A 375-nucleotide genomic window follows, 5' to 3' on the forward strand; every position below is an offset into this window, starting at 1 on the left:
TCCTGCTGCCACGTTGGTGATGGTGTTGCCGCCGTTGTTGAGGCCCGCGGTGGTGAGGCTCACTGCGTTGCCGCTCGTCGGCGTGAAGGTGACTCCGGTGGCGCTCAGGGTGCTGGTGTTGCCTGCCGCGTCCTTCGTGGTAGTGCCCGCTGCGCTGGTGACGCTCGTGTTGCCGGCTCCGTCGGCTGCGGTGACGCTGGTGACATTGAGGTTGTCTGCCGTGCTCACCGTGTAGTCTACCCCGCCCGTGGCGTTGGCAGCCTCGGTCACCACGATGTTGGAACCTGCATTGACCGTGGTCGTCTTCGCTGCCTGCTTGGCCACCGCGTAGAGCTGGCTGCCGTTGATGGCGTCGGTGCTGGTGGAAGTGACACT

General features: G+C 65.3%; 1 pseudogene. It reads right to left on the reverse strand.

Features of this window, described 5'->3' with window-relative positions:
* Positions 1–375 (reverse strand): annotated as a pseudogene (locus ACP2WS_RS11325) (hypothetical protein); the annotation flags it as partial.

Source organism: Brachymonas moutaii (nom. illeg.) (genome assembly GCF_049977365.1).
In the GTDB taxonomy this organism is placed as follows: Bacteria; Pseudomonadota; Gammaproteobacteria; order Burkholderiales; family Burkholderiaceae_C; genus Brachymonas.